This is a genomic window from Chloroflexota bacterium (assembly GCA_009840355.1).
Classification (GTDB): domain Bacteria; phylum Chloroflexota; class Dehalococcoidia; order Lucifugimonadales; family JADFKI01; genus Bin90.
On the sequence record VXNZ01000024.1, the window covers coordinates 77,307 to 99,009 of the forward strand.

General features: G+C 56.8%; 20 protein-coding genes. 9 read left to right on the plus strand and 11 right to left on the minus strand.

Annotation, left to right across the window (positions count from 1 at the left end; translation table 11 throughout):
- Nucleotides 1-5 precede the first annotated feature (5 nt).
- Entirely contained in the window at nt 6-926 is a 921-nt protein-coding gene (locus F4X57_06890) for a dihydrodipicolinate synthase family protein (protein MYC06880.1), read from the plus strand.
- Between the two features lie 159 nt (nt 927-1,085).
- Here the strand turns inward: F4X57_06890 and F4X57_06895 are convergent, their stop codons facing one another.
- On the minus strand, nt 1,086-1,274 hold the full coding sequence (locus tag F4X57_06895) for a hypothetical protein (protein MYC06881.1): 189 nt from the start codon (nt 1,272-1,274) through the stop codon (nt 1,086-1,088).
- Nucleotides 1,275-1,333: 59 nt separating this feature from the next.
- Between F4X57_06895 and F4X57_06900 the strand changes: the two genes are divergently transcribed.
- Entirely contained in the window at nt 1,334-2,179 is an 846-nt protein-coding gene (locus F4X57_06900) for an alpha/beta hydrolase (GenBank protein ID MYC06882.1), read from the plus strand.
- Nucleotides 2,180-2,290: 111 nt separating this feature from the next.
- On the plus strand, nt 2,291-3,454 hold the full coding sequence (locus F4X57_06905; protein ID MYC06883.1) for a mandelate racemase/muconate lactonizing enzyme family protein: 1,164 nt from the start codon (nt 2,291-2,293) through the stop codon (nt 3,452-3,454).
- Nucleotides 3,455-3,547: 93 nt separating this feature from the next.
- On the opposite strand, the gene F4X57_06910 is transcribed toward F4X57_06905, so the two are convergent.
- From F4X57_06910 to F4X57_06920, 3 genes are all read right to left on the minus strand, one after another.
- The gene (locus tag F4X57_06910; protein ID MYC06884.1) at nt 3,548-4,801 is read right to left on the minus strand and encodes a DNA recombination protein RmuC; all 1,254 of its coding nucleotides are present in this window, start codon (nt 4,799-4,801) and stop codon (nt 3,548-3,550) included.
- A 273-nt stretch (nt 4,802-5,074) separates the two neighbouring features.
- Nucleotides 5,075-6,292: a mandelate racemase/muconate lactonizing enzyme family protein gene (locus F4X57_06915; protein MYC06885.1), complete on the minus strand. Its 1,218-nt coding sequence runs from the start codon at nt 6,290-6,292 to the stop codon at nt 5,075-5,077.
- A 225-nt stretch (nt 6,293-6,517) separates the two neighbouring features.
- Nucleotides 6,518-6,769, minus strand: a complete 252-nt coding sequence (locus F4X57_06920) for a hypothetical protein (protein MYC06886.1) — start codon at nt 6,767-6,769, stop codon at nt 6,518-6,520.
- 306 nt (nt 6,770-7,075) lie between these two features.
- Here F4X57_06920 and F4X57_06925 point away from each other — a divergent pair, with 306 nt between their 5' ends.
- Nucleotides 7,076-8,326, plus strand: a complete 1,251-nt coding sequence (locus tag F4X57_06925; protein ID MYC06887.1) for a hypothetical protein — start codon at nt 7,076-7,078, stop codon at nt 8,324-8,326.
- A 71-nt stretch (nt 8,327-8,397) separates the two neighbouring features.
- Here F4X57_06925 and F4X57_06930 read toward each other — a convergent pair whose 3' ends face one another.
- Complete coding sequence (locus F4X57_06930; protein MYC06888.1) at nt 8,398-8,601, minus strand: hypothetical protein; 204 nt, start codon at nt 8,599-8,601, stop codon at nt 8,398-8,400.
- A gap of 569 nt (nt 8,602-9,170) precedes the next feature.
- Here F4X57_06930 and F4X57_06935 point away from each other — a divergent pair.
- The 5 genes from F4X57_06935 to F4X57_06955 are packed head-to-tail and all read left to right on the plus strand — an operon-like array spanning nt 9,171 to nt 14,343.
- Complete coding sequence (locus F4X57_06935) at nt 9,171-9,551, plus strand: VOC family protein (protein MYC06889.1); 381 nt, start codon at nt 9,171-9,173, stop codon at nt 9,549-9,551.
- Between the two features lie 4 nt (nt 9,552-9,555).
- Nucleotides 9,556-9,918 carry a VOC family protein gene (locus F4X57_06940; GenBank protein MYC06890.1) on the plus strand — a complete coding sequence of 121 codons (363 nt, stop codon included), beginning with the start codon at nt 9,556-9,558 and terminating at the stop codon, nt 9,916-9,918.
- A 26-nt stretch (nt 9,919-9,944) separates the two neighbouring features.
- Complete coding sequence (locus F4X57_06945) at nt 9,945-11,372, plus strand: amidase (protein ID MYC06891.1); 1,428 nt, start codon at nt 9,945-9,947, stop codon at nt 11,370-11,372.
- Between the two features lie 49 nt (nt 11,373-11,421).
- A complete protein-coding gene (locus F4X57_06950) occupies nt 11,422-12,858 on the plus strand; it encodes an amidase (GenBank protein ID MYC06892.1) in 1,437 nt (478 codons plus the stop codon).
- 33 nt (nt 12,859-12,891) lie between these two features.
- Nucleotides 12,892-14,343, plus strand: a complete 1,452-nt coding sequence (locus F4X57_06955) for an amidase (protein ID MYC06893.1) — start codon at nt 12,892-12,894, stop codon at nt 14,341-14,343.
- 220 nt (nt 14,344-14,563) lie between these two features.
- Here F4X57_06955 and F4X57_06960 read toward each other — a convergent pair whose 3' ends face one another.
- The 6 genes from F4X57_06960 to F4X57_06985 form a co-directional block, all read right to left on the minus strand.
- Nucleotides 14,564-15,703, minus strand: a complete 1,140-nt coding sequence (locus F4X57_06960; protein MYC06894.1) for a DUF1501 domain-containing protein — start codon at nt 15,701-15,703, stop codon at nt 14,564-14,566.
- A 135-nt stretch (nt 15,704-15,838) separates the two neighbouring features.
- Nucleotides 15,839-16,864 carry a hypothetical protein gene (locus F4X57_06965; GenBank protein MYC06895.1) on the minus strand — a complete coding sequence of 342 codons (1,026 nt, stop codon included), beginning with the start codon at nt 16,862-16,864 and terminating at the stop codon, nt 15,839-15,841.
- 5 nt (nt 16,865-16,869) lie between these two features.
- Nucleotides 16,870-17,262, minus strand: a complete 393-nt coding sequence (locus tag F4X57_06970; GenBank protein ID MYC06896.1) for a hypothetical protein — start codon at nt 17,260-17,262, stop codon at nt 16,870-16,872.
- Between the two features lie 129 nt (nt 17,263-17,391).
- Nucleotides 17,392-18,216 (minus strand): class I SAM-dependent methyltransferase, encoded by an 825-nt coding sequence (locus F4X57_06975; protein ID MYC06897.1) that lies wholly within the window; start codon nt 18,214-18,216, stop codon nt 17,392-17,394.
- A 268-nt stretch (nt 18,217-18,484) separates the two neighbouring features.
- Nucleotides 18,485-19,501 carry a hypothetical protein gene (locus tag F4X57_06980; protein MYC06898.1) on the minus strand — a complete coding sequence of 339 codons (1,017 nt, stop codon included), beginning with the start codon at nt 19,499-19,501 and terminating at the stop codon, nt 18,485-18,487.
- A gap of 385 nt (nt 19,502-19,886) precedes the next feature.
- The gene (locus F4X57_06985) at nt 19,887-21,308 is read right to left on the minus strand and encodes a DUF1800 domain-containing protein (protein MYC06899.1); all 1,422 of its coding nucleotides are present in this window, start codon (nt 21,306-21,308) and stop codon (nt 19,887-19,889) included.
- Between the last annotated feature and the right edge of the window lie 395 nt (nt 21,309-21,703).

Below are 21,703 nucleotides of genomic sequence, written 5' to 3' on the forward strand. Positions count from 1 at the left end.
GGAAAATGGCAGACAAAGAAATCAAAGGCGTAATTGTTCCCATACTCACGCCGCTGAAGTCCGACGAGAGCGTGGATGTACCATCGCTGCGCCGCTTGGTGAACTACCTGATAGACAACGGCGTGCACGGAATATGGGTGTCCGGCACGACCGGCGAATTCGCGAACCTGTCGGACAAAGAGCGCCTAGTCAGCATGGATGCCGTTGTCGATGAAGTGAACGGGCGAGTGCCGATTATCGGTAATGTGTCCGGCGCTAGCACGCAGCTCTCCATCAACATGGCGCTTGAAGTGCAGGAAATGGGTATGGACGGAGTCGCCGTTACTCCTCCGTACTACTATCCCAACGCGCAGGACGAAATTCTCGACCATTATCGGCACATCAGCGCGCGCGTCGGCACGCCACTCTGGGTGTACAACATACCGCAGACGGTCAAGTCCGCCGTCGCGCCCGGCACGATAGCCACGCTCGCAGGCGAAGGCGCGGTCGTCGGCGTCAAGGACAGCTCCGGCGCAGGCGAATTGCTAGCCGAGCTTAATGTGCTCTGTCAGCAGGGCGACATATCACTGCTGCGCTTCCTCGGCACGGCATTCCGCATCACGACTGCTGGCTCGGTCGGCGTGCAAGGTGTCATCCCCGGCATCGCGAACTTGATACCCGCCGCGGCGTCTGCAGGCTGGGAAGCGGGCGAGGTAGGCGACACCGAAGGAGTACGCAAGAGCAACGCGACCATCATGGCCGCTGGCAAGATTTCCCGCTTGGCGCAAGGCGGCGGCGCAAATGCTGCAAGCTTCGCAGGCATGAAGTCGGCGCTCAAGCACATGGGCGTCATCGACGACGACACCGTATCCCGCCCACTGCGCCCGCTAACCGCCGAAGAGAAGCAAGGCATCCCCGCCATTCTCGAAGAACTGGAACTGGCGTGATCAGTAGTCGAACATATTCGCTTTAAGCGCGTTTCCCTGTGCTAGAATATGGGAAACGCGCGCGCTGATTGAGGTTTGGAAGGTGTGAAATGGTCAAGTCCATGGAACGACCGAAAAGATGAAGGCGATTGCCGAAAGAATTGCGAAAATCCACGAATCCTATGTTATTTCACCACCGCCAAAGTTGGCTGTAACCAACCCTGCCACGCCGATTAAAGCTATGCTTAAAGTCAGTAAGAACCGCGCTTTTCCTTCAGTAGATTGTCTGCGTGCGTCTTGTTCTTGAATCTGCGAAAGCGCGTAGATGTAGTAAAGCTCAAACCTATCCATCCATAAATCCGTTGCCAAATTTTTGCAGCCGCATTATACCAGCGCATAGCCGTAACAATGCGGCAAGAGGAGTGCATTTGAAACAGCCGACAAGCCACAAAATCAGCGCGCGCGGCATTACACTTCGCTATGTTGACTGGGGCGGCGACGGTCCTGCGATGCTGCTGCTACACGGCGACATGCGCACGAGCCGCAGCTGGGACGCGGTGGCACGCAGGCTCGTGGACGAGTACCGCATCATTGCGTTGGACATGCGCGGACACGGCGGCAGTGATTGGACGCCACGCGGCTACCGGTTCGCTGAGCGCGTGGACGACCTCGCCGCATTCTGCGATGCGTTGGACTTGCGCGGCGTATTTGGCGTGGCTCACTCCACGGGGGGCGTGGTCATGTCGCTTTGCGCGCAGAAGCGTCCAGGCATGTTCTCGCAGCTCGTGCTGATGGAGCCTATGGTCGTGGTTGACGAGCGCTTTCACAAGATGGTAGCGGGCAGAGAACACGCAGAACGCAGCACTTGGCAAAGCCGCGAAGATCTACACGGTTATTTGAGCAAGCACCGGGCAGCATCAAGCTGGCATCCCGAAGTGTTAGACGATGTGGTGGCGCACGAAGCATACCGGCGCGACGACGGCTTGATAGACATGAAATGGTCGTCGTACACATTCAACTGGCTCGACCGTGACGGTGACAATGTCGACCTAAAGCCCGTGTTCGCCGAACTTGGTTTGCCCATCCTGTTCATCCGCAGCAGCGGGCATAGCACGCGCATCAAGGAACTCAACGAGGTGCAGGACGGCATCCCCGATTTCCACCGACTGATCATCGAAAACACCGGGCACAATATGTATATGGAACGGCCGGACGCGATTGCACATTCGATACGCGAATTCGCCGCCGGACACGATTTGCCGCAATCCATCTGATACCTGAGAGACAGTCGCTCGGCAAATCATCGTGCCGCACCCTGTCCTAATGTCGTTCGCGTCATAAATGCAGCATACCAAACACACTACATTAAGCAGGGGAGAACGAATTTGAAAGTTACCGCTATCGACACATTTGCAGTGAAGTCGCTGACTCGCCCATGGCTGTACTGCGCCGTCCGCACGGACGAAGGCATCACCGGCTACTCCGAGTTTGGCGTGGGCGACCTTGCCAAAGGCTTGGCAGGGCTTGTCGAAGACCTATCGCTCCACATAATTGGCAAAGACCCGCGCAGCGTGGAGCAGCATTACACGAATATGGTGCGCTCGTCGCGCTCGTCATACGGCGGCGCGACATGGATGGCAATCGCTGGAATCGAGCTCGCTCTCTGGGATGTGAAGAGCAAGGCGATGGGCGTTCCTGTGCACGAACTCGTCGGCGGACCGACACGCACCGAGCAGAAGGTCTATTGGTCGCACCTGATTAGCTACCAGTCCAGCAACTACAAAGCGCTGGGCAGGGAGCCGATCCGCAACTATGACGACATCAAGTCGCTCGTCCGCCAGGCGCTGGATGCCGGCTATGACACGATGAAGACGAACATCCAGATTCCCGGCGACCCGTTCCGCACGATAAGCCAAGGCACGACAGGACCGCACGACCAGGTAATGGAGCGCGCGCTTCGCAAGGCTGCCGTAGATCAGATAGCGGCGATGCGCGAAGAGGCGGGACCGGATGCCAGCATCTGCCTAGACGTCAATGTGAACTTCAAAGCGGAGGCGCAGATACGGCTGGCTCAGGCGCTTGAGCCGTACGACCTGATGTGGATGGAAATCGACAACCTCGACGCTGATAGTCTCCGTATGGTCAAGGACGCCACGCGCACGCCGATATGCTCCGGCGAGCAGAAGCTTGGTCCGCTGAACTATCTCGAACTCTTGCAGAACCGCTCCATGGATTTCATGAAACTCGATGTGCAGTGGCAGGGCTTCATCCCCGCGCGCCGCGCCGCGAACATGGCGGAGCTGTTCGACATAAATGTCGCGCCACACAACTACAACAGCCATCTGTCGAACTTCCAGACGATGAACCTATGCGCCTCCGTGAACAACGTGCGCATAAGCGAGAGCGACCCGGTGCAGGCGCCATGGCGCGAGGAGCTGTTCACCGTCCTGCCCGAAGTCAACAACGGCATGATGAAAATACCCACAGCCCCCGGCTGGGGCACCGACCTCCGTGAGGATGTGGCGAAGAAGTACGCATGGACGGGGTAACAAATTAAACACAGCGCATAATACAGACAGGGCGGCGATAATTCGTCGCTCTTGTCGCAGCGGCAACTGTCGAGTTTACTGTGGTAAACAAAATTAACCGGCTGCCGACTCTTGATCGCTTTGAGTAGCATACCGAGAGAAGCGTACAGGATTTTCGACTCTTTCAGGAATCCTGTACGCGTCTTCATCCCCGACTACCAGCTGGGAGAACTTCCTTCCCTGTGGGATAATACGACGATCGAATGAACCAACCGAGTCATTGAATCTATTGACAACTCTGTTCAAGTCCCTACCAACATCTTGATAACGGCTGATAAATGTCAGCATTCTGTTGTGCATTTCTTCGCCGGCTTCTTTGATTTCTTGGGCGTTCTCGGCGAATCTGAGCTGCTGCCAGCCGTTCTGAATTGCCCACAGCATGGCTATAAGCGATGCGGGCGTAGCAATGGCGATCTGTTTGCTCATCGCATGTTCCACCAAATTCGGGTCTGCCCTTAGCGCTGCAGCCAGAAATTGGTCGCCTGGTACGAACATCACCACAAAGTTCAATGATCCTTCGACCTGATTGCCGTAATTCTTGCCCGCCAAACTATCCACTTGCTTCTTCAGCGCGCTGGCGTGCTTTGTCAATGCCGCGCCCGCCGCGCCTTCGTCGTCCGATTGCCTAGCCTCCAGGAATGCCGCAGTGGACGCTTTGGCATCTACGACAACTGACCGGCGTTCAGGCAGCGTTATGACCATATCCGGCTTGCCGTCGTTAGTCGTAACTTGCTCTTGAAATTCGCAGTACGCAGTCATGCCGGCAATCTCAACGACGCGTCGGAGTTGTATTTCGCCCCAATTCCCCACAGCCTGATTGTCCGTAAGCGCACCTGCTAGGCGCGCGGTTTCCGTCGTTATTGTTCGGACTTCCGAAGTCAGCGATTCAATCTGCGGGTTCAGTTTGCCATAGTTTTCGGCTAACGGCTTCACCAACTCTTGGAATTGTTGATGCCTTTGGTTGAACTCGCTCTTGGCAGATTCCATAGTTTTTCCCATATCCGCCTGCGCCAATTGGAGAAATTGTTCATTGTTGTTCTGCAGCGCACGGCTTGCTGCAGCTTGGAACTCGGTGTTGAGTTGCTCTTTGGCAGCATCGACAATTGATTGCGTGTCATCGACTTGCTGCAATCTGCCTTGCAATTCCGCCACTTCTTCTCGGTGCTCGGCAGTGATGCTGCTCACCGATTCCTTGTGCTCGGCAACCAATGCCGCGGCTTCGCTCGTGGCGCTTGCGCTCCGCACGAGCCAACTAGCAACACCGCCGACAATCAATCCCACGATTATGCCGACAACCATGAATTCCATAGATTACTCCTCGAGGCGAGTCAGGCGCTTTCGCATGAATGCTATTCTGCCAACCACTGCTGAATCCTCTAAAACAGCCTTGCCAGACTCAGCCCATCACTTATCAAGATGCCAACACTCACAGCATAAATCAGTCTCGTCAGCCAAGCCTCCGTCCATGATGTCCGCTTTGGTCGCCAGACGAGGCAAGGGCGCATCGACCCTTGCCGTGCGTTCTGCCGTGCTTGGAACTTTTACAACGCCTGATTCAGTTGTGGCGCTACTGTTTAACCCCTACCGCACCGGCACCTTATACCCCGCCGTCTGCACTTCCGACAGGCTGTTCTCGTCCCACGGATGCGCCAGCGCGACCTCTTCGTTGATGTCCGCGCCCCAGCCGGGGACGGTGGGGACGGTCATGTAGCCGTCGATTATTTCGGGGACGGTGGTCGTGAGCTCGTCCTTCCACGGGATGTCGTCGATGTCGATTTCCATAATGCGCACATTCGGCAGCGTGGCGCACAGGCTCGCGCTGACGAAGCTCGACAGGTGGCTGTAGTAGTTGTGCGGCGCGACATTGTGCTGATACACCTCTGCCAAATCGCCGACTTTCTTAGATTGGCTGAACCCGTTCCACGGCACGTCAATCATGAACATATCCGCCGAGTGGTTCTCGAAGTAGGGGATGTAGTCGCGCATGTAGAACAGGTTCTCGCCGGTGCAGATGCGCGTGGTCGTGGAGTCCTTAATCTGGCGCAGGCTCTTCGGTTCGTACATGTCGATTTCCATCCACAGCATGTCGAACTGCTCCAGCACCTTGGCGATGCGCAGCGCGCCCTCCGTCTTGAAGTGGAAGTTCAAGTCTAGGTTGATGTCGATGTCATCACCCACGGCGTCGCGGAATGTGCCGATGAGCTTCTCGATGTGCGGCATCAACCACTTTGGCGCGTACTGGTCGGTCGAGCCTATACCGCCGCTGAACCCGCCGCCAAAAGTCGCACCTTCGCCCGGCATGATAATGTTCGTCTTCAGCGCCGTGAAGCCGCGCTCCTTGACTTCATGCCCAAGGTCTGTGATCGACTGCCAGGAATCTATCGGCGGCACGCCAAGGATGTCGTGATGGCGCACGCGCGAACTGCCGCAGTGTGACCAGTAAACGCGCACCTTCTCGCGCGTGGGACCGCCGAACAACTCCGCGACCGATATGCCGAGCGCCTTTGCCTTGATGTCGATGAAGGCGCAGTCGAGTCCGGCGATTGCCTTAGCCGCGATGCCGCCCGGACTTTGGCGTGTAATGCGGTACATGTCCTGGAAGCGCATCTCGAACGCGCGCGGGTCCTTGCCGATGAGCAGCGGCTTCATGTCGCGTATAGTGCCCTCGATGCCGTGAGGGGAGCGCCCGTCGCTGCACTCGCCCCAGCCTGTGATGCCCTCGTCGGTCTCGACTTTGACGAACATCCAGGGTCGCCAGCCCGCGTCCACTATGAAAGTTTCGATATTGGTAATTTTCATGTCATGCATCCTCTCTCGTGAGTGTTGATTTCAGCGCGGATGATACCACAAAACAGGGGTGCACGGAGAAAGGATACGATGCACCCTAATCAACATCCCGAAAAGCAGGAACGCCATACGGCTGCGCTTCGGTGCGCGGCAGTATGGCGTTGCTGGTGTGCGTATAGCGGTTCGGTTGCGTCCTCGTCATCAACAAATACCTCAGCAATTGGAGCGAGCGCGCCTCTACTGCAAGACTCCGACTAGCGAAATAGAGGTAAGCGTGCTGCCGGAAGGAACCGCGATAGATTCCAAAGAACTCGGCTCAGGAACCCTCTGCCCGTTTGCCTCCATACTGGCAATCCAGTCGCGCATAGAATCTTCCGCATTGCGAACGACCTCATCCACGGTACAGCCCATAGCCACGCAGCCCGGCAAATCCAGGAATACCGCTCCGTAAGCGCCAGCCTCCCCGTCAATTAACGCTGGATACTTCATGCCCCAATTATAGCCAGCGGCGTAACCACAAACAACAAGTTCGCCGCCCCTGCTCCCAAAGGCACCGCGCCCACCGAATTGCACCCGCCACCCGATGACGCATCAGCGTCAGGCCTGGGTGTAGCCGTCACCATCATGACCACCACCTGCGGCGACCTGTAGCGGAGTGACCGTTTATTACCTTGTCGCCCATCGCCTACTATATCTTATGGGTATTTTGCTGTCAAAACTTGACATAAGATAACCGCCTGTGGTACAATTAAAATAAGATAGTAAATAATATGTTATTTAGGAGGTGAAAACACCATGATGGTTATGCCCGCAACACAGGAACAGTATTTCCGGATACCTGCACACAGGTTCAATCAAGGAAGACGGAGCGTGTTTACATTCGCGCTCACTCTGGAACAGCTGGACGGCATGTTGCCCCAGAGAATTGACGAGGATGTGGTTCGTGAAGCAAATCGACGCCTCACCCCGTCTCATGCCAGAGTGATAGAAACATACTTGGACGACCATTCGGACGATTGGATATCTGGCTCCATATTAGTAGGTATTGACCCTAACGGTGTGGAGTTCGAAGGCTTTCCTGACGAAGATGGCAACGTGAGCCAAGCCTTTGGCCAACTGAAAATACCATTCAACCGGTTGAACACCCTGAGGTTGTTTGACGGGCAGCATAGACGAAGGGCAATACAGGACCTCCTGACAAACCTTCGTGAAAAAGAATCCGGCGTGGCCAGTTCCTTGAATTCCGCCAAGCGGAATGGGCAGAATCCGGACGTTATCAAATTGTTGAATAAACAGCTGGTCGATATACGTTCGAAGCGCGAATCGCTTCAACGTCAATCCGTGCCTATAGTCCTGTATTTGGAGGGAGAGATCAAGGCTCTTCAGCGAATGTTCTCCGATGCCGCTAAGACCAAACCTATCGAAGCGATTACCAAGGCACGTTTTGATGACCGCGACCCTTTCAATTTGGCTGCAGCAGAAGTCATGGGACAGAGCGAATTCTTGCGAGATCGCATCGATATGGAACGCAGTACCGTTGCTCGTACCGCTCCATATCTACTGTCCTTCAATCAACTCGCAGTAGTTTTGAAGACACTGATGGTGGGGTACGGCGGTCGAATTAGTAGGGTTCGTAACGATGAGTTTATGGCAGATTATGAGCCTGTCATTAAACGCAGCCTTGAGTGGGCAGACGATTTCATGCCTTCTTCTTGCGAAGAATACGACAATCTCTTGAATGGGGACGTTGAGGCCTCGGAATTCATTCCGGACCGACGGCGAGAGACATTTGCATTTAACGCAACGATAATCAGAGTGCTCGCTGGATGCTTCTACAGTTGGCAAGTCGAAGTGGGTGAAGATACTGAACCAATGGCGCGCTACATACGCAAGCATTCATTTGAGAACACTATTAAGAGGTCGCTATGGGTTAGAGCAGGACTCGTGGCAGAAGGTGGTACAACCCCTGTTGCCAGGGCACAGGAAGTCAGGGGTGCCATACGCTTCATCGTTGACAACGCGAAGAAGTCTTTGAATGCCAAGTAACATGTGAACGGGGCTGTTTCAGCAGCCCTGGAAACAAACGCTGTAAGCGTCCTTGAGTTCATACCCTTTAGTTAGTCTATCACATCATCTACGATACGAAGTTCTTCGGTGCTAAACTCTTTCGAGTCAGGTTGACGTACTGCAATGACCCTATGCTGACGTCCTTGAGCTAGACGCACTGATCCTTCGTCGATTAGTGATTGACGGATCTCGTCGAAATCTTGATTAGCTGGGATTCCACCAAGGCGCAGATACTTGTATGGCGTTCCGGTTATTGATTTCCTCGACGGCTGATAGGCGTAAAGATCTGCTAAGAATAATGATAGCCTTCAATTTCATAGTGCCAAATCGACTATCATCTTTGCATTGATCTGCGATATAGACAATCAGTTCGCGATACTTCGTAGTCTGCTCGTTCATAAGTCCCCTTGTGTACGCCCGTATTGCCAAAGCATGGGTATTGGTCGGAGTGATATTCATCCATCGGTAGATTGGGCCACGGCCGCACTCCGCTCTTGACAGAAACTAAGGCACTGCCGCACCGCATCCAGCTGCTCCAGCCACTCGATCTCAATCAGCCCGTCATCGTCCGCGTCATAGTCCACCGCCGACTGCGCCCCCACACCATTCATCCCTGCCAGGACTTCAAGATAACATTCTCCATCCACGCTGCGAATTCGTCCCTGTCCCCAGCCATCTCGCGCAGTATTGTCTCGCGCCCTCTCTGCCGGGTGTTGATTTCAAACTCGGATAATACCACAAAACAGGAGCACGAACATGGATGGACAAGGTGAGCGACTGCCGATAGGATTATGTGCATCTTTGTTAGGTAAAGGAGCGTTGAATGGCAAACCCGGTAGTGTATTTCGAGATAGGTGGCAGGAACGCGGAGGGGCTGAGAGAGTTTTACAGCGACCTGTTCGGCTGGAACATCAGCGAAGCGGAGGCAGCATCGGCTGCCGTCAGCCCGTACTTGTTCATTCAGAACGAAGAGGGCGGCATTCCCGGCGGCATCATCAAGACAAACGAGAATATGCCGCCCAATTATGTGATGTTCTATGTGCAGGCGGACGACTTGCAGGCTACGCTGGATAAGGTAGTCAGTTTGGGTGGCAGTGCAGTCGTGCCTCCCACCGACATTCCCGGCGGCATGGGGCAGATTGCCGTGTTTATGGACCCTGAGAACAATGTCATCGGCTTGCACAAGTGGAACGAGAAGGGATGAAGAATTGGAACTCGGAAATTTTTCGATAAGCCTTGCCATTAAGGACATGGAGAAGTCTCTGGACTTCTACGGGAAGTTTGGCTTCAAGGTGATAGACGGCGGTCATCAAAACGAGGAGTATGCGGACACTGAGACGGAGAAGTGGCGCATTCTCCAGAACGAGAGCGCGACTATCGGCCTGTTTCAGGGTATGTTCGACATGAATATCCTGACTTTCAATCCAGAAGACCTGCGCCCCATTCAGGCGGCATTGAAGAAGCACAATCTTGAATTCGATTATGAGGCAGACATGATGACGTCTGGTCCCTGCAGCGCCTCACTGAAGGACCCCGACGGCAACGTGATACTTCTCGACCAGCACTACTAGACGCTGTGGGCATTTGGAGGCTTACCATGCCGAACATCGACGAAAACCTCGCATTCACTCCGGCGTCCGAACTTGCCGCGCTTATCGCCGATAAGCAAGTGTCGCCCGTTGATCTAACGCAACTGTATTTTGACCGCATCGACAGACTGGACTCGCAGCTGAACTCATACCTGACGCTAACGCAGGATGAGGCGATGCAGGCTGCGAGGGATGCGGAGAGTGCGGTAATGCGCGGCGACGCTCTCGGCACACTGCACGGCGTGCCAATCTCCATCAAGGACCTGGAGTTGACCAGGGGCATACGCACAACGAGCGGCTGTCTTGTGTTCAAGGACAGGATACCTGATGAGGATTCGATAGTGGTCGAGCGAGTGAAGGCATCGGGCGCGATCATTCTTGGCAAGACGAACACGCCGGAGTTCGGACACAGGGGCACGACTGAGAATCTGCTGGGTGAGCCATGCCGCAATCCGTGGAATACGGAGCGCACACCGGGCGGGTCGAGCGGGGGCGCGGCAGCCGGACTGGCAGCCGGGCTTTGCGCCATTTCGACTGGAAGTGATGGGGGAGGCTCAGTTCGTATTCCCGCAAGTTTTTGCGGGCTGTACGGCATCAAGCCCACGCAGGGGCGGGTGCCGCGCTATGGCGGTCGTGCTGCGCCCGCCGTAGCCAATCAACTAAGCCAGTCGGGTCCGATTACGCGCACGGTGCGGGATTCGGCGATTCTATTGCAGGCGCTTGCAGGGCGGGACGCGCGCGATGCAGGATCATTGCGGGACACACCGGGCGACTACATCGCCGCGCTCGACCGCGACATCAGCGGTCTGCGAATCGGGTGGAGTCCTGATTTCGGATACGCTGCGGTTGACCCGGAGGTCGTGGATGTTTGCGGCAGCGCGGCGCAGGTATTCGCGGAGATGGGCTGCGCGGTCGGTGAAAGCGGGTTTGCGCTCGACTCGCCGCAGGAGGCGTTCCGCGTGCTCTTCGCCGTGAACACATACGCGTCGTCAGGTTATCTGCTGCACGAGCATGGCGGCGACCTGACGGACTACTTCCGCGCCAATATGGAGTTTGCAGCCACACAGACCGCAGCCGATTACGCCAGGGCAATCGGCGAGTTGGATATCGTCAAGGCGCGGTTTGACGAATACTTCGAGAATTACGACCTGCTGCTCTCGCCAACGATGGCAGTGCCCGCATTCGAGATAGAGCAGCATCCGACAAGCGTGGCAGGGCAGGAAGTCGATCCGTTCTTCGGTTACCTGCCGTTTACATATCCGGTCAACGCCATCGGGCATCCCGCCGCAAGTGTGCCGTGCGGCTTTTCGTCAGACGGCATGCCCATCGGCTTGCATATCGTGGGACGACATGGCGATGAGGAGACGGTATTGGCTGCGTCGGCGGCGTTCGAGCGTGTGATGCCCTGGGTGCACAAGATGCCACCGGTGAGTTAAACTCACATCGATGTACAGGATAGACAAGGATGGATAGGAGATTTGACCAATGCCGAACATAGATGAGAATTTCGCGTTTGCGCCGTCTTATGAACTTGCCGCTCTAATTGCCGACAAGCAAGTATCGCCGGTTGAAGTCACGCGGCTTTATTACGATCGAATCGAGCGGCTGGACTCGCAGCTAAACTCGTACCTGACGCTGACGCAGGACATGGCAATGGAGTCAGCGCGGGCTGCGGAAGATGCCGTGATGCGGGGCGATGAGCTTGGGCCGCTGCACGGTGTGCCGATATCCATCAAGGACTTGCAGATGACGGCAGGCGTTCGCACCACCTTGGGGTCGCTCGCCTACAAGGATAATGTACCGGAAGCGGATTCAGCGGTGGTGGAGCGCGTGAAGGCTACGGGCGCGGTGATACTGGGCAAGACGAATACGCCTGAGTTTGGGTTGCTGGGCGCGAATGAGAACCGTCTTGGCGACGACTGCCGCAACCCGTGGAACACAGAGCGTACATCGGGCGCGTCCAGCGGTGGCGCGGGCGCGGCGGTGGCGGCGGGTCTGTGCTCGCTGGGAACAGGCGGAGACGGCGGCGGCTCTATTCGCATTCCTGCGAGCTTCTGCGGCATCTACGGCATAAAGCCGACGCAGGGACGTGTCTCTAGCTTCAGCGGCGTTCCTCCGGCGGCGCCTCTCCTGAATATCACCAGCCAGCAGGGACCGATGTCGCGCACGGTCAAGGACTCGGCGATATTGTTGCAAGCACTGGCGGGCTTTGATCCGCGAGACTCGGCGTCGTTGCGCGAGCCGGTGCCTGACTTTGTTGGAGCAGTGGACAAAGACATTAGTGGATTGCGTATCGCGTGGAGTCCTGACTACGGGTATGCGGGCGTTGACGCGGAGGTCGTTGAGGTGAGTGCGGGGGCAGCGCGCGTTTTCGAGGGACTGGGCTGCACAGTGGAGGACAGCGATCTGGCGCTGGATGACCCGTTCGGGACATGGTGGGTCTTCTTTGCCTCGAATGTGTTCGTAACACAGGGGCACTTGCTGGACGATCCTTCTGATCCCCTGTCGTGGTACGGACGTATGGCAATCGAGGATGGCAGTAAATTCAGCGCTGGCGACTTCATCAAGGCGATGGGTGGGCGCGACCGTATGATAAACCAGTTTGCTGACGTGTTCGATGAGTATGACCTGATTCTGTCTCCGACGATGCCCACGACAGCGTTCCCGGTGCGGGAATATCCTCACGTTATAGGCGGCAAAGAAAATGCCAACAGGAAGGGCTGGAGCTTCGTGCCGTTCACTCATCCCATCAATACAATCGGGCATCCTGCAGCGAGCGTGCCTTGCGGTTTCTCGTCGGACGGCATGCCTGTTGGACTCCACATCGTGGGGCGCAAAGGTGACGAGGAGACGGTTCTGGCTGCGTCTGCGGCGTTCGAGCGCGCGATGCCTTGGGCGGACAGGAAGCCGCCGGTGAGTTAAACTGACATCGATGCACAGGATAAACAAGATGGAATGGAGTTAAAGCCGATGCCGAACACTGATGAAAATCTCGCTTTTGTCCCGTCCCATGAGCTTGCCTCGCTGATTGCGGACAAGCAAATCTCGCCGGTCGAGATTACGCAGCTCTATTTCGACCGGATCGAGCGACTGGACTCCCAGCTGAACTCGTACCTGACACTGTTGCCGGACATGGCAATGGAGGCAGCGCACGCAGCCGAGGATGCCGTGATGCGGGGGGATGAGCTTGCCCCATTGCACGGCGTTCCGATTTCGATAAAAGACCTTGTGATGACGAAGGGCGTGCGTACTACCTCAGGTTCGCTTGCTTACAAAGATCACATTCCCGCGGCGGACTCTGCCGTTGCGGAGCGGGTGAAGGCGAGCGGGGCAATCCTGTTGGGGAAGACCAACACGCCGGAGTTCGGCTCCCTTGGCGCGAACGAAAACCGCCTGGGGGATGACTGCCGTAACCCGTGGAACACCGAGCGCACATCGGGCGCGTCGAGTGGCGGCGCGGGCGCATCGGTAGCGGCCGGGCTGTGCTCGCTCGGCACGGGCAGTGACGGAGGCGGTTCGATACGGATTCCCGCGAGTTTCTGCGGCATATACGGCATCAAGCCAACGCAGGGGCGCGTCTCCGGCTTCAGTGGCGTGCCGCAGGATGTTCCGCTCGTCAACCTCTTGGGTCAGAATGGGCCTATGACGCGCACGGTGAAGGACTCCGCTATACTCTTGCAGGCACTGGCAGGATACGACCCGCGAGACGCTTCATCCTTGCATGCGCCTGTGCCCGAATTCGTGGCTGCGGTGGACAGGGACATCAATGGGCTGCGTATGGCTTGGAGTGCGGACTTCGGCTATGCCGGAGTTGATGCAGAGGTGGTGGAAGTGTGCGCCGCGGGTGCGCGAGTGTTCGAGGGGTTGGGGTGCTCCATTGATGAGAGCGATTTGATGCTGGAGGACCCGTTTGAAATCTGGTGGGTCATGTCAGGGTGCAATTCTTACCTTACGCAGGGGCACCTGCTCGACGACCCGTCGGACCCACTGACTTGGTATGGTCGCATGCTCATCGAGGATGGCAAGGAGTTCAGCGCGGGGGACTATGTGAAGGCGCTGGGCCGCCGAGACCGGATGATAAACCAATTCGCCGATGTGTTCGAGGAGTACGACTTGCTGCTGTCGCCCACGATGGCGACGACCGCGTTCCCGGTGGGTGAGTACCCCGAGGTGATAGAAGGCAAGCGCAACGCCCATGTCAAGGGCTGGAGCTTCTTGCCGTTCACCCATCCCATCAATATGATAGGACATCCTGCCGCGACTGTGCCGTGCGGCTACTCGGCGGACGGCATGCCCATCGGGCTGCACATCGTGGGGCGCAAGGGCGACGAGGAGACGGTGCTGGCGGCATCCGCGGCATTCGAGCGCGCGATGCCGTGGGCGGACAAGAGGCCTGTTGTTAGCTAAATTACATCTATGAACGGGATGGGGCAGGGTAAGATGACCGGCAAAAAGGTATTCTTACCATAGGGGGATATTGCGCGCGTAAGCAGCGCAAACTAGTGGATTCCTGCGAAAGTAGGAATGACGAATTGAAAAACACTGCATAGTGAGAATATCGGCAAAGAAATAGGGATGCCCGTTGAAATGCGGGCATCCCCTCTTTATGCCAAACTCCGGTTGGCGATTACTTCGAAATGAAGTCGAACTGCTCGTACTTGCCGTTGGTGGTCAGCACCGGGTCGATGCCAAGCCAGCGCTCTGCGATGGTGGAGTATGTGCTGCGGAAGTCGTTGCTGAAGTGCAGGTCGCCTTCCAGCTGCTTGTCGTCGTCAAGCGACGGGAAGTCGCCGTACATTCCGCCATTGACATCGCCGCCGATGACGAACGCCACGCCGCCGGAACCGTGGTCGGTGCCAGCGCCGTTGTCGCGGATGCGCCTGCCGAACTCGGAGAACAGCAGCACCACGACATCCTTGTCCATGTCGTGCTCCTTCATGTCGTCCATAAAGTCGCCGACTGCGCCGGACACGTCCTGCCACAGCTTGGCGTGGCTGGTCAGCTCAGAGGCGTGCGTGTCGAAGCTGCCGTGCTGCGTGTAATAGACGCGCGTACCGAGACCGGCGGTCATCACCTGCGCGATGGACTTCATATTCTCGGCGATGGGGTTGTCCGCATACTCGATGCTGGACGAATAGCGCTGCGGCGCAACTCGCAGAACATCGGCGCCCTTGAGCGCGTCCGTGCCGGTCTGCGAGATGAAGTTGGCGATGATGTCTCTGCCGCTGCCGCCGTACATCTGTGTGAAAGCCTCAAGCGCGAGGTTGCGCGCCGCTTCGTCCTTGATGTCCGGGAACAGTCCGTATGTCTCGAGGTTGCCGACTGATGCGACGGGCACGCCCTTGGCGTACAGCGCGCGCGGCAGACCGCGACCGAAGTTAACGCCTGTCAGCACATTCTCCGCCTGCGGGTCAAGCTCGCGGATAGCCCTGCCGAGCCAGCCATCGTCGCCGACCTGCTCGCTCTCGGCAGTGTGCCACACATCCATCGAGCGGAAGTGCGACCGGTTGGGACTCGGATAGCCGACGCCGTTAATGAGTGCGACCTTGCCATCGTCCCACAGCGACTTGATTGGCGCCATCGCAGGGTTAAGACCGAGCTTGTCGTCCAACTTAAGCACTTCGTCCTGCGGAATGTTCACGAAGGGCCTGTTGTCGTAATACTGTCCGTCGTTGTACGGAATGACCGTGTTCAGGGCATCGTTGCCGCCGGAAAGCTGCAAGACTACCACCGTCTTCTCGTGATGACCGTTGCCGTTAGTCGCCATTTTCCCTCTCCTATCAAGTGCCTATCAAGTGACTGATGCCCCGCTCTTTCTCATTACTCGTATAATCGCTTAATTTGCGGGTTTCGTCAAGCCATGCAGTCCGAAATCTTGCTAATTCTCTACCGATTAGCCATTTCAGAGCTCGTAATCAGGGTTAATCTTATGTCCGATGCTCTTCAATTTTCTCACCACTGCATCAAGGACAGTGTCGTATTCCACACCTGTAGGAAGGTGAATCGGGATGAATGCCTTGTCATCAGTTAGGTTCAACCTGCGGCGCGCTTCAGCAGGTTTGATTTGGCCGTTCTTGGCTGTGCGGAAATCCAGCCATATAGGTGTGCCGTCTTCGAGCACCCATAGTTCGAAATTGATACCGAACCAAACATTTGTCCCTCCTAACTTAATCCACCGCCCATATCCGGTTACCCATGGAGTGACCATCAATCCACTCGTGCTCACAAATCCGTCGGCACGTGCCTTGTCTGTCGCTGCATCAACAAGGTGTCTCAAATTAAGCATGCGGCGAGGAAACTCAGGCGCGAGTTCGGTTGGCCGAATAGGCAGAAATGCATCTTCATCCATATGCTCGGTTAGCCCTTGCAGTTGGCGAATGTCGTTCCGTTCGGGCGACCCTTCTCCTGTGCTATTTTCCATCTGACTGAGCAACGATCGCCAACTCGTCAGCATCAGATAGCGTTGACTGCCTATGACCGCTGCGCTCCGCAGCCCGCCTTCTTCCGCGCTATCTCTCAGTTCGAAACTCACACGGCGGCGCAACTCAGCCCAAAGGGTATCGCGTCTCGCTTCCGGCGCGACGAACAGCAGCGCGGATGGTCCGTCTTTCGGGAGCCTTTCCAGATAGCCGTTTGGCTGGTTTTCGGTGAGTCCCGCCCAGAACTTGGCTTCAATCAGTACGCGCTCTGCGTCATCAGCGTCGAAGCCGACAAGGTCCGGACGCGCTCCGGTGTCGCCGGTAACCTGAGTTCGCACTTGCTCGACAGATTTGATTTCCGGCACGCCACTCTGAAGCATAAGGTTTAGGGCGTTTCTGGACGCCGGTGACTTGGACAGAATGTACCCAAGCGCCTCGACCGCCATATCTTCTACGCGGTCAGTCAGCATCGGAGTAAGGTGGGCAAGCAATGTTGGTTCCAGGGTCATAGCAATTATTCTCCCATCTTGTAATACGCACTGGGCGCAATCTCGAACACCCCGTCTATCTCGCTATCGCGTCTGCCATCGTCGCCACCCCGTATCAAAAAATCGCGGCGGTCGCGGTATATCAGGGCGCGATTGAGAACATAGTCGTGATTGTCGAAGTCCATTTTGTCGCAGGGCGTCATCAGCCAATACTTGTAGTCGCCGATGAACAGGTACTTGTTCTTCATGCGGAAGAACCTGCCGTCAACGCCCTCGCCGGCGCAGAAGCGCTTGCATACGGCGGCGAGCAGTTCCTCTTGTCCGTCCTTCTTGATTACGACATACTCGTGCGGCCAGGTGTCGCGATATGTGCTGGCTTCTCGCCACGGAGCGCGTTTGATGAGTTCGGTCAATTCCATGTTAGTGTCTGCTCTCTTTGCAATATCGATTACTTCGGATCGTCATCGTTGTCGTCCTGGAACGGCGGCGGCTCGTTGAAGTCTCTGCTTTCCTTCTTGGCTTGCTTCGTGCGAGTGTACCAGTCCGCATTAACGCGGCTTCTGCGCAATCACTTCGCCGAAAGCCAGCCCGCCGACGGCGCCGGGGGCGTCCTTTAGCTCGTCCATGTCAATCCGCCACTGGTCGAATTGCGATTGCGTCGCCAAGCCGAACTGAATTGCCGCCTGTACCACACGGGGCATGAAGAACCAGTCGCTGACGAACTTGTGCAGGAATGCAACTTCTTTCTCCGAGCTGAAGTAATCGAACGAGCCTGTACCGTAGATGTCGCTAAAGCCTGCTTCGATCATCTTCGACTTTAGCTGCCTGCCCATCTCCGGGTGTCCGCCGTTTGCCATCAGCAACTTGCTGAAGGTTCGCCACGCTTCGGGTGTGGTCTCCCCTTCCGGCTCTACGAAGCACGACGATGTTATCAGCTCGCGTGCGGAGATGATGCCGCCGGGCTTGAGCACGCGCTTTACTTCGGCGAGTGCGCGCTGCGTGTCGGGCACATGCATCAGCACTGTGTGGCAGTGCGCTATATCGAAGTAGTTGTCCTCGAATGGCATTTCGCACACATCGCCGACATGCAGGGTGATATTGTCATGTCCGCCGTCTGCCGCTGCCAGCCTTGCCAACTCGATTTGCGACTCTTCCATGTCGATGCCATGCACTTCGCCCGGATATGCGGCTTCCGCGAGCCCTACGGTAATGGTTCCGGGCCCGCATCCAAAGTCCAGCACGCGCATGCCGCTCTCGATGTGCGGCAGCAGATGCATGGCGTGGTCTTCCACTCTACGCCACTCCAACAGCTGCGTGAACTCATCGCTGTATCCCATCGTGTATTCGGTCGGTGTCTCTGTCTGCTGTGCCATGTGTATTAGTCTCCTTGCAAATTGCTGCACCTAAACGAAAAAGCGTCACCCTTAAATGTAAGGGGACGCTTTTAATTGTAATAGTAGTTCAAGTATAGGTCTATGTATATTGCTACATAGCACCCTAAATGCCGATGCGTATTGGTTTTATAGAAGTTTATGAAGGTCTTCGCATCCATCCTGACATTTCCCCGTCAAGGGGAAAGGACAAAGTAACGCAAATCACGCCTTGCTACGGCAAGGTGACAATTGACACAAGCGGGCAAGATTACGCGTCGTCGTTTACGCGATAGACTTGGACGCGGTGGCGGTTGCTTTCCGTTACGAACAGCCTGCCCTTGCCGTCTAGCTTGACGGACATTGGCGCCCAGAAGTACTTTTCGATGTGCGACGATACCTCGTGCGGGTCGTCCGGGTCGAAGAAGTCGATGTCGCGCTCAAGGTCTGCGCGCGACCGCGCCTCGCCTTCTTCTCGATTGATACTGAGAAAGTTCGTCGCCCACGGGGACAGCGTAGCCTCGCCGCGCAGCAACTGCTGGAAGTTGCCCGCATCGTCGAACGCTTGCACACGCTCGTTGCCCCAGTCCGCGACATACACATTGCCCTGCGCGTCCACCGCCACGCTCGCCGGTTTGACGAGCTGCCCTTCGCCGCGACCGGGCTCGCCATACGCCGCCACGAACTCGCCGCCCTGCGTAAAGCGTGCGACTCGGTCGTTGCCCCAGTCCGCGACATAAATGTCGCCGCTTGGCGCGATGGTCAGCCCCCAGGGCATAGACAGCGCGCCCACGCCGAACGAGGCGAGATGCACGCCGCCCGCCGTGAACTTCTGCACACGGTTGTTGTATGTGTCGCTGACATACAGGTTGTCGTCCGCGTCGAAGGCGATACCGCATGGGCCGTCGAGTTCGCCCTCGCCGCTGCCGTGTGTTCCCCAGACTTGCAGGAAGTTCCCATCAGCGTCGAACGCAGTCACGCGGTGCATATATTCGTCGGTCAGGTAGATGTCGCCCGCGCTGTTCTTCGCGCCGGAGGTCAGCCAGATAAACTGCCCGTCGCCCTCGCCATACGCGCCGAAAGTGCCGTAGTATTCGCTTTCGATGTCGCAGACGGTAACGCGAACGCCCCTGTCCACGCTCTCCAGCGAGCGGTTGACGACATACAGCCGCCCGTTGTCGCCGATGACGGCGTCCGCCGGATAGTAGAACCCGCGCCCTTCCATCACGGACAGCCCGAGCGTGCGGTCATATTGCAGTAATTCGGTCGTGGTAGTAGCGGTGGTCATGGTGAAGTCCTTCAGTTTGTCAGTACTTCAGTCAATCAGTCGTCAGTTGACAGAATTCAGATTTGGCGATCGAACGAGACTGTCTCTTGTGCGAGATTCAGGCTGTGCGTCCGCCAGCCCAAGGATAGCCAAGCTTGTGCATAGTAATGTCCAGTCGTGTCATTCGACCACCAAGCATTGTACTGGCGAGTGGAAGGGGGCAGTGTATCACCGATAATCTTTTCGATTTCAGTGAAAGATGCTTGCCACTCCCGAACTCCGCTCTTATCAAGTCTGTGAATTATGGTCGTAGAGCGGCCCGTATTTGCCGTCCATATGATAGCTCCTTACGAAACGCTACCTTACTGACAAGTTTGCCAGACTGACGAACTGCCAGACTGACGAGCTAACTCCGCTGGAACTCGTGAGTTGCGGTTGCTAGGCGCAGCAGGTTGGCGACCTTTTCGCGGGTGCGAGATTCGCCGGACTGCTCCGCGAAGCGCTCTAGCACTTCGCGCGTCTCGTCCGATACTTCGATGACGCCGAGTTGGTCTAGGCACGCTTCGACAAGACGCGCCGGGGAGACTGCATATTCGTCTGCCATCACATCGTCGATCATGCGCTTGACGCCGGACTTATCCGCATCACCGAACTGCTCAGACGCGAAGTTGATACGCTCAACCAGCGTGCCGGTGTCCACCCATTCCGCGCCCTGGTGCCAGCCTTCCACGCTGGGCGGGTTGTTCAGCATCTGCCCCATGAAATTCATCTGCAGCGCCCTGTCCATGATTTCGCGGCGCGGCCTATCGAACTCGCCCGTAAGCCGCAAAACGCCCGCGACCAGTTCCGCCGGGCTTTTCACCTTCTCGTAGCGCGCGCCTTCGTCCTTGAAGAAGTCGGAAGTGAACAGCGTGCGCAGCATCTCGCGGATGTCGTAGCCGCTGTCGAAGTAGGCGTCCATCAGCGTCTTGATGGCGGCTTCGTCGCGCGGTGGCGTGTAGGGCCATGCCGGTACGGGCGGCTCGTCCGCGACGAAGAAGTGATACATGTGCCGCGCGATGAAGTACGCCGTCGCTTCCTGCTGGCAGATGATGTCCACAATGTCTTCGCCGTTGAAGTTGCCCGTCTGCCCGAGGAAGGTCTTCTCGCCTTCGTCGTGGTCTTCCGGGCGGTAGTCGAAGTGCCACGAAATCCTGCCATAGGGCCAGTCGGAATCGCGCTCGGAGCGCAGCACCATGTACTCGGTGTTGCCGATAGTCCAGCCCGTGAACGCGCGAGACGCTTCCTTGATGTCCTCTTCAGAGTAATGCCCGACGCCCATGCTGAACAGCTCGAGCAGTTCCCGCCCGTAGTTCTCGTTGATGGCACCCTTGTGGTTGTCGTAGTTGTCCAACCAGACAATCATCGCCGGGTCTTTAGACAGCTCGATAAGCAAGTCCTTGAAGTTGCCCAGCCCGTGCCTGCGGAACATGCGAATCTGATTCCATAGCACCTTGCCGTGGATGACCTTAGGGTAGCCGGTGGCGAAGATGCTGTGCCAGAACAGGCACATCTTTTCCTGCAGCTGCGCTTCGGATGTGACCATGCGGTAGAGCCAGTTCTCGCCGGACGCTCGCGGTCCCATCATCCCGGACTGCTCATGGTGGAAGCGGCGCACCATGTAGTCGCCTAGCCACGTGGCGTTCTCGGGCGGGTTGAGCAGGTCATCGACAACCGCGTCGTAGCCCTTCGCATCGAGTTCTTCGATCTGCGCGCGTGTCGCGCCAAAGCCGGCGCGGCGCATCAGGTGTGCCAGCAGTTCAATGTCCTTTTTCGTCTCAACAACCATTAGCACCCTCCTGTCGTTTCAGAGCATAAGTATATAGGCCACAAGTCTGCTTGGAGTGTATCACACCATCCCATCCCATACATCATGTAAGGCTCTGCCCTTCTCCCAATGGGAGAGGGGGCAATCTGTGGCAAATTATGCCACTGCCTAAGAAAATCACATAAAGTCATAGATAAATCACGCATAATCATACAATAATTATACAAAGAGTGGTATAATCAGCCCGTATCTTGCCCCGAAGTGGCAGGCGGCGCCTCGGTCTGAAGCGCTGAGGAATCTATAACCACGCATCCGGCGTCAAAGGAGCAGGTGGAATGAAGACCGTTCAGCATAAACTTTGCTTTTGGGGGGGGGGGGGGGGGGGGGGGGGGGGGGGGGGGGGGGGGGGGGGGGGG